This is a genomic window from Propionicimonas sp. (genome assembly GCF_034927565.1).
In the GTDB taxonomy this organism is placed as follows: domain Bacteria; phylum Actinomycetota; class Actinomycetes; order Propionibacteriales; family Propionibacteriaceae; genus Propionicimonas.
The window spans coordinates 1-8,175 of record NZ_JAYFPT010000097.1 but is presented as its reverse complement, the minus strand read 5'-3'; the positions used below and the strand labels follow the sequence as shown (position 1 = coordinate 8,175).

Below are 8,175 nucleotides of genomic sequence, written 5' to 3'. Positions count from 1 at the left end.
TCGAGCAGGCGATGCGTGAGCTGATCCGGCGCTCCTGCGCCGCCGAGCGGGCCTCGGAGAGCTTGCGGATGCGGGTCAAGGCCACCTTCACCCGTACCGTCATCGTCACCGAGGGCTGACCCGGGCCGCGCCCGATGTGACCCGCTTGGCGGCCGACACGGTAAGAGCAGCCGGCCTGACAGGGTAAGACCGGCTGGCCTGACACGGCAAGACCGGCTGGCCGCCTGACACGGTAAGACCAGCGGGCCGTCTGACACGGCAAGACCAGCCGGCAAGGCAAAACCCCGCGCAGTGCGCGGGGTTTCGTGGTTCTTCCTCAGGCGTTGGGGCGCTTACCGTGGTTGGCGCCGTTCTTCCTGCGGGAACGGCGCTTGCGGCCACCCTTACCCATCTGAATCTCCTTGTACGTCGTGGAATCACGCCCATTGGGCCCGAGCCATTCTGCCACCCGGGCCCCGGGGCCTCAACTCGGCCCCGGCGCGGGCGGATGCCGAATCCGGTTCGAGACTGCCGCTCGAGGGGGGATCCTCCCTTCGACTGCGGTCTGCAACCGGATTCGGTGCGGCGTCGAGGGTTGAGCCGGCCAATGTCGAGGGTTGAGCCGGCCAATAGGGTGGTCCCATGCTCACAATGGAACAGGTGATCGGTGCCCACACGGTCCTCAGTGACGAGGACCAGGAATGGCTGGCCCGCCTGGTCGATGACTGGTCCTTGCTGGCTGACCTGTCCTTCGCCGACCTGATCCTGTGGGTGCCGGGCAGCGACGAGAACGTGTTCTGGGCCGCGGCTCAGGTGCGTCCCACCACCGGCCCGACCTCGCTGGAGGACGACGTGGTCGGTGAGGAGATCGTCTACGACCCCGAACATCTGGTCACCGAGGCCTTCTTGTCGTTCGAGATCTGCCACGCCAGCGGCAACAGTCTGCAGGCGGGCATTCCGGTCGACGTCAAGGCGATTCCGATCCTGCGTGGCGACCGGTGCATCGGCGTGGTCGAGATGCACACCAACCAGATGGGGGTCCGCGCTCCCGGGGCGCTGGAGGACGCCTATCTCGAGGCCGCCGAGTTGCTGGCTGGCATGGTGCACCGCTGCCAGTTCCCGATCTCCGGGGACCGGCCGGTGCCCTGGGTCTCGCCGCGGGTGGGGGACGGGACGATCCGGGTGGCCAATGCCGGGATCATCTCCTTCGCCAGCCCGAACGCACTGAGCGCCTACCGTCGGCTGGGCCTGGCCGGCGACCTGGAGGGCGAGGACTTCGTGGCGGTCACCACCTCCCTGGTGGCACCCGGACGTGAGCCGGTCGAGCGTCCGACCGCCACCGCCCTGCGCGGCCGCGGCGCCCGGGAGGTTGACTTGGAGAGCGCCACCGCCTCGCTACGGCTGCGCATCCTTCCGCTGCTGGACGACGACGGCTCCGCCGGTCTGCTGGTGATGTGCCGGGACACCACCGAACTGCGCTACCAGGAGCGGCAACTGGTCACCAAGGACGCCACCATCCGCGAGATCCACCACCGGGTGAAGAACAACCTGCAGACCGTCGCGGCCCTGCTGCGGCTGCAGTCCCGCCGGATCTCGTCCCCGGAGGCGAAGGCCGCGCTCGACGACGCCATGAAACGGGTGACCTCGATCGCGGTGGTGCACGAGATTCTCTCCCAGGCCTTCGACACCACCGTGCAGTTCGACGACGTTGCCGACCGGCTGCTGCGGATGGTGGGTGACGTCGCCGCGATGGGCGGCAAGGTGAAGGTGGTCCGTGAGGGGAGCTTCGGCTACGTCCCGGCGGAGGTGGCGACCAGTCTGTCGCTGGTGCTCAACGAGCTCTGCCAGAACGCTGTCGAGCACGGCCTGAAGGACTCCTCCGGCAGTGTCTGGGTACGGCCCAAGCAGTCGAACGGTGAGCTGACCGTCGAGGTGGTGAACGCGGGTGAGCCGCTACCGGCCGACTTCTCGCTGAGTTCCTCGACCAGTCTGGGGTTGTCGATCGTTAGCACCCTGGTGGACGACCTGGGCGGGCAGTTCACCCTGGAACCGGGTGAGGACGGCAAGGGGACGCGGGCGACGGTACGGGTACCGATCGGATGAGCCGGGCTCAGGCGCCGGTGCGCACCCGCATGCGGGCGGCGCGGCGTTTCATCGAGCGCCGCTCGTCCTCGGAGAGTCCACCCCAGACGCCGTGATCCTGCCCAGCGTCGAGCGCCCACTGCAGGCAGGCTTCGCGCACCTCGCAGCGTCGGCAGACCTTCTTGGCCTCCTGGATCTGCATCAGGGCAGGGCCGGTATTGCCGACCGGGAAGAACAGCTCGGGATCCTCGGTCAGGCAGGCCGCCCGATGGCGCCAGTCCATGAAGAACACCACTCCTTTTTTGGTTCGGTAACCACAGTCGGGGACAACCCCCGGTCTTGGCAAGGGTCACAACGCAGAAACGGGCGCCCGTCATCTCCAACCCCTGACGGACGCTCGACAAAGATTACCTGATGAACCAAGCCCACGCCGGAGGATAGTCTCACGCCATGCCGAGGAAAACAGCTGAGTCGCGCCCGCCGACCGGGATCGTGGTGGCGAGCATTGGCGCCGGTGTTGTCGGCGTCCTGCTGGCGGGCTTCGCCGTGGCATCGGTGGTGCAGGGCCACGGCACCTTCTCCGGGGCGATCGGCATCGCGCTGGGGCTGTACGGCGTGGCGATCGTCGGAGCAGCCTGGGGGCTGTGGCGGGGCAGCCTGCTGGCCCGCGGGCCGGTGATCGCCACCGGCGTACTCAACCTCATCACGGCTGTCTCGATGGCGGCCTCGGCGCCGCTGGCCTGGCTGATTGCCGCAATCTCTGCGGTCACCGTCGGCTTCGCGGCGCTGCCCTCGACCTCGGCAGCGCTCAGCCTGCGCCGGGCGGTCAACTCGTCCGACGGGCCCCCGCCGACGGACGAGCCCCGAAGCTGACCGGCGCCCCGAACCCGGCGTCGGCAAAGGCGGCCCGCACTGCATCGGCCACGACGTCCGCGGTGCCCGCCCTGACCAGGGCGAGGACACAGCCGCCGAATCCACCGCCGGTCATCCGGGCGCCCAGGGCGCCGCTGGCCAGCATGGTCTCGACCGCGAGGTCGACGGTCGCGACGGTGATCTCGTAGTCGTCGCGCATGGACGCATGAGAGGCGGTCATCAGACGGCCGACCTGGTCGAAGTCCCCGCGGCGGAGTCCGGCGACGGTGTCCAGCACGCGCTGGTTCTCGGTGACGACGTGCCGCACCCGGCGGCCCTCCAGTTCGGGCAGGAGGGCCAGGGCGGCGTCCAGGTCGGTGACATCGCGCAACAGCGGAACGCCGAGGATCTCGCAGGCCCGGGTACAGGCCGCCCGGCGGGCGACGTACTCGCCGTCGACATGGGCGTGTGGGGTGCGGGTGTCCACCACCAGGATTTCCAGCCCGGCTGTGGCCAGGTCCAGCGGCACCTGTTCCACCGCGCAGCTGCGGCAGTCCAGGAACAGGGCGTGGCCCGCGGTGCACAGCGTCGAGGCGGCCTGGTCCATCAGTCCGGTGGGCGCGCCGACGTACTGGTTCTCGGCGACCTGGCAGAGCTGCGCCCGCTGGAGCAGGTCGAGGTCGAGGGCGTAGAGGTCGCACAGGGCGATCATCACGGCGCACTCGATGGCAGCCGAGCTGGACAAACCGGCGCCCAGCGGCACCTCGGAGGAGAGCACGAAATCGGCGCCGCCGACCCGGTGGCCCTCCTGGCGCAGGGCCCAGACCACGCCTGCCAGGTAGGACTGCCAGCCCGGCGCACCAGGGGTCAGGGTATCGACCTCGACGGTCTCGCCGGTCTGCTCGGAGTGAAACCGCCAGACCTCGTCAGCACGGACGTCCGCCGCCAGGCAGGCGGCCTGGGGGATGGCGAACGGCAGCACGAAACCGCCGTTGTAGTCGGTGTGCTCACCGATCAGGTTGATCCGTCCCGGCGCCACCCACACCCCGGCAGGGGGTCGCCCGAAGAGCGTCGTGAACGTCGTGGCGACCTCGTCGTGGTTCATTCGTCCTCGTCGTCGTCCAGTCTGGCGATCCAGGTCGCCAATCTCTCCACCGGAATCTCGAACTCGGGGAACAGGTCGACGAAGGTGCGAAACTGGTCGGCCAGCCAGGCCAGGCTGACCTCCTCCTCACCACGCCGCTGTTCGAGTTCCTCGATCCCGCGGTCTGTGAAGTACATCTCAGCCTGCCATTGCCCGGTTGAGCAAATCGGCGGCCTGCTCGGTGTGGGCCTTCAGCGCGCCGACCGACGGAGCCGAGGCCGCGGGTCGGGTGATGCCGGTCATCGTCAGTTCGTAGCCGGGCAGGAAGGCGGCGATCGCCGCCGGCAGGTTGAGTTGCAGGAACCACCACGCGCCCTGGTTCTCCGGCTCGTCCTGGACGTAGCGGATGTCGGTCACCTGTGGGTAGCGCGCCAGCTCGGTGGCGAGTTCGCGGGCAGGCAGCGGGTACAGCCGCTCCAGTGGCAGGATCGCCACCTTCTCGTCCAGCCCGGCCTCGTGACGGGCATTGACCAGCTCCCAGCGGATCTTGCCCGAGCAGAGCAGAATGCGCTCCACCTTGGAGGTGTCGGTGATCGCCGGGTCGCCCATCGCGGGGCGCCAGCGGCCGTGGGTGAACTCCGAGGCCGCCGAGGCCGCCTGTTTGTTGCGCAGCATCGACTTGGGGGTGGCGATCACCAGCGGACGGTGCCAGTTCACGTAGGCGTGGGTGCGCAGCAGGTGGAAGTAGCTGGCCGAGGTGGACGGCTGGCAGACCGCCAACGCACCCTCCGAGCACAGGTTCAGCCACCGTTCCAGCCGGGCCGAGGAGTGGTCGGGACCCTGGCCCTCATAGCCGTGCGGCAGCAGGAGCACGACGCCCGACTTCTGGGTCCACTTGGCGTTGCCGGCGGCGATGAACTCGTCGGCGATGGTCTGGGCGCCGTTGGCGAAGTCGCCGAACTGGGCCTCCCAGCAGACCAGGGCGTCCGGGGCGGCCACGGAGTAGCCGTACTCGAAACCCATCGCGGCGTACTCGCTGAGCAGCGAGTCGAAGACGTGGAACTGGCCCTGGCTCTCTGACAGGTGCTTCAACGGCACGTAGGCCTCGTTGGTGACGCGGTCGACCACTGCGGCGAAGCGCTGGCTGAAGGTGCCGCGGCGGGTGTCCTGCCCGACCAGCCGGACCGGGCGGCCTTCCAGCAGGAGCGAACCGAGGGCGAGCAGCTCACCGGTGGCCCAGTCGATCGGCGCACCGCCGCGGATGGCCTCCGCCCGGCGTTCGAGTTGGGGCAGCACCTTGGGGTGCACGGTGAATCCGTCGGGGAAGGTGAGGTGCGCTGCCGCGATGGTCTCCATCACCTCCTCGGAGATGCTGGTGCCGCGGTCCTTGCCCAGTTTGGCGGGGTAGTAGGGCACCTTGCGGTAGCTGGGATCCTCGGGCTCGGCGGCCTGGCGAACCTCCTTGAAGACGCCTTCGAGGCGCTGGCGGAACCGGCCGATGACCTGCTCGGCGTCCTCGGTGGAGATGTCCCCGCGTCCGATCAGCGCCTCGGTGTACAGCTTGCGGACCGATCGCTTCTGTTCGATCAGGTCGTACATCAGCGGCTGGGTGAAGCTCGGATCGTCGCCCTCGTTGTGGCCACGGCGCCGGTAGCACACCAGATCGATCACGACATCGGCGTGGAACCGCTGCCGGTAGTCGAAGGCGATCTGGGCGACCCGGGCGACCGCCTCGGGGTCGTCGCCGTTGACGTGGAAGACCGGTGCCTGAATGCTCTTGGCGACATCGGTGGCGTAGACCGAGGAGCGGGACTCGACCGGGGCAGTGGTGAAGCCGACCTGGTTGTTGATTACCAGGTGGATCGTGCCGCCGGTCTTGTAGGCGCGCAGCTGGCTCAGCTGGAGAGTCTCGTAGACCACGCCCTGGCCGGCGAAGGCGGCGTCGCCGTGCACCAGGATCGGCAGCACGCGGTAGACGCCGTCGCGGATGCCGAGCTGGTCGAGCTTGGCGCGGGCGATGCCCTCCACGACCGGGTTGACCGCCTCGAGATGGCTGGGGTTGGCGGCCAGCGACGCCTTGATGCTCTTGCCGGTGGCGGCGGTGAACTGGCCCTCTGAGCCCAGGTGGTACTTCACGTCGCCGGAGCCCTCGGCCAGCCGGGGGTCGAAACCGCCGTCGAATTCGCGGAAGATCTGCCGGTAGGACTTGCCGACGATATTGGCCAGGACGTTCAGCCTGCCGCGGTGGGGCATGCCGATGATCACTTCGTCCAGGCCGGTGTTGGCCGCCTGCTCGCAGGTCTCGTCCAGGAACACGATGGCGGACTCGCCGCCCTCCAGCGAGAACCGCTTCTGCCCGACGAACTTGGTCTGCAGGAAGGTCTCGAAGATCTCGGCCTCGTTCAGCTTGTCGAGGATCCGCAGGTGCTCCTCGCGCGGCCAGGGGACGAACGGACGCTCGAAGCGCTCCTGGATCCAGCTGCGCTGCTCGTTGTCGGCGATGTACATGTACTCCACGCCGACGGTGCGGCAGTAGGAGGTGCGCAGCATCGCGAGGATCTCGCGCATGGTGAGCTTGCGTCCTGCCGCGCCGCCGAAGCCGCCTACGGGGAAGCGGCGGTCGAGATCCCACAGGGTGAGGCCGTGCTGCTCGATCGCGAGCTCGGGATGGGTGCGCTGACGGTACTCCAGCGGGTCGATGTCGGCCATGTAGTGGCCCAGGGCGCGGTAGGCGCGGATCAGCGAGAAGATCCGGGCCTCGCGGGGAATCTGCCCGAGCTCGTCGTCACCGACGTCAGCCACCCAGCGGATCGGGGTGTAGGGCACGCGCAGGGCGGCGAAGATCTCGTCGTAGAAGTCGTGCTTGCCGATCAGTTGCTCGTGGATCCGCTTGAGGAACTCACCCGACTGCGCGCCCTGGATCACCCGATGGTCGTAGGTGGAGGTCAGCGTGGTGACTTTCGAGATGCCCAGGGAGTTGATCCGGTCCTGGCTGGCGCCCTGGAACTCCGGCGGGTAGTCGATCGAGCCGACGCCGAGGATGACCCCCTGACCGGCCATCAGGCGAGGCACGGAGTGGTTGGTGCCGATGCCGCCGGGGTTGGTCAGGCTGGCGGTGGTGCCGGCGAAGTCGTCGGCGGTGAGCTGATTGGTGCGGGCCTTCATCACCAGCACCTCGTAGGCCCGCCAGAACTGGGCGAAGTCGAGCGTGCCGCAGTCCTTGATGTTCGGGACCAGCAACTGCCGGGTGCCGTCAGGTTTGGTGAGATCGATCGCCAGGCCGAGGTTGATCGCGGCCGGACGGACCAGGTTCGGTTTGCCCTCCACCACCTCGTAGTGGTTGTTCATGGTCGGCAGCGAGGCCAGCGCCCGGACCATGGCGTAGCCGATCAGGTGGGTGAAGGAGACCTTCCCACCGGTCGACCGGGCGAGGTGCTCGTTGATCATCTGGCGCTGGTCGATCGCCAGCTTCATCGGGATCTCGCGAACCGAGGTGGCGGTAGGGATGGCCAGTGAGTTGTCCATATTGGCCGCCGTACGCAACGGGGCCCCGCGCAGCGGGGTCCGGGCGGCCTGGCTGGGGGAGGGGGCGGCGGGTGCGACGGCGCGCGGCAGGTTCGGGGAAACACCCTTGCCGGAGCCGGGCACCTCGGGCCCGCCAGAGCCGCGATCCCAGTGCTCGACCTGGGGCGTCTTCGGTGCGGCGGATTCCTCAGGGTGGGGCTGCGCTGGCTGGGCAGGGACGGCCGCAGCCGCGGCAGATGCAGGTGCTGGCGTGGCGGGCTGTGCTGGCGCGGCGGGCCGTGTTGGCGTGGCGGGGGCAGCAGCAGGCGTCGAGGCAGGGGCCGGTGCGGCCACCGGGGCCGGTGCGGGCTTGCCGTCCATGGTGGCGAAGTAGGTCGCCCACGCCTTGTCGACGGAACTCGGGTCGTTGCGGTACTGCTCGTGCAGTTCCTCGATCAGCCAGTCATTGGCGCCGAACTCCGAGGCCGGGTCAGCTGGCTTGACGTCCTGGGGCGTGCTCGCCACTTGTCTTCTTCTTCCTGGGGTAAGCCTGCGGTTGTTCCGTGCTCCGATGCTACGCGAGACGGCTTCGGCTTTGAATGTTCAACTCGCGGGTCGTCTTGCGTACCGATACGTATTTCGACATCGAAACATTTGTTTCAGCCTAGCAGGCA

General features: G+C 68.5%; 7 protein-coding genes. 2 read left to right on the top strand and 5 right to left on the bottom strand.

Going from position 1 to position 8,175, the window contains the following annotated elements; all coding sequences use genetic code 11:
* Positions 1-316: 316 nt before the first annotated feature.
* Positions 317-391, bottom strand: coding sequence for a 50S ribosomal protein bL37 (locus VB080_RS16075; protein WP_416339643.1), 75 nt, complete (start codon positions 389-391; stop codon positions 317-319).
* Positions 392-621: 230 nt separating this feature from the next.
* Here VB080_RS16075 and VB080_RS13965 point away from each other — a divergent pair, with 230 nt between their 5' ends.
* Positions 622-2,082: a sensor histidine kinase gene (locus VB080_RS13965; protein WP_323419065.1), complete on the top strand. Its 1,461-nt coding sequence runs from the start codon at positions 622-624 to the stop codon at positions 2,080-2,082.
* 7 nt (positions 2,083-2,089) lie between these two features.
* On the opposite strand, the gene VB080_RS13960 is transcribed toward VB080_RS13965, so the two are convergent.
* Positions 2,090-2,344 (bottom strand): WhiB family transcriptional regulator, encoded by a 255-nt coding sequence (locus VB080_RS13960; RefSeq protein ID WP_323419064.1) that lies wholly within the window; start codon positions 2,342-2,344, stop codon positions 2,090-2,092.
* A gap of 167 nt (positions 2,345-2,511) precedes the next feature.
* Between VB080_RS13960 and VB080_RS13955 the strand changes: the two genes are divergently transcribed.
* Positions 2,512-2,934, top strand: a complete 423-nt coding sequence (locus VB080_RS13955) for a hypothetical protein (protein ID WP_323419063.1) — start codon at positions 2,512-2,514, stop codon at positions 2,932-2,934.
* Here VB080_RS13955 and galK read toward each other — a convergent pair.
* From galK to VB080_RS13940, 3 genes are read right to left on the bottom strand one after another with little or no spacing between them, the layout of a single operon-like run.
* On the bottom strand, positions 2,888-4,018 hold the full coding sequence (galK, locus tag VB080_RS13950; protein WP_323419062.1) for a galactokinase: 1,131 nt from the start codon (positions 4,016-4,018) through the stop codon (positions 2,888-2,890). The genes VB080_RS13955 and galK overlap by 47 nt on opposite strands.
* The gene (locus tag VB080_RS13945) at positions 4,015-4,194 is read right to left on the bottom strand and encodes a DUF6104 family protein (protein ID WP_323419061.1); all 180 of its coding nucleotides are present in this window, start codon (positions 4,192-4,194) and stop codon (positions 4,015-4,017) included. Before VB080_RS13945 ends, galK begins: the two co-directional genes overlap by 4 nt.
* Before the next feature lies 1 nt (position 4,195).
* Entirely contained in the window at positions 4,196-8,026 is a 3,831-nt protein-coding gene (locus VB080_RS13940; RefSeq protein WP_323419060.1) for a multifunctional oxoglutarate decarboxylase/oxoglutarate dehydrogenase thiamine pyrophosphate-binding subunit/dihydrolipoyllysine-residue succinyltransferase subunit, read from the bottom strand.
* Positions 8,027-8,175 lie beyond the last annotated feature (149 nt).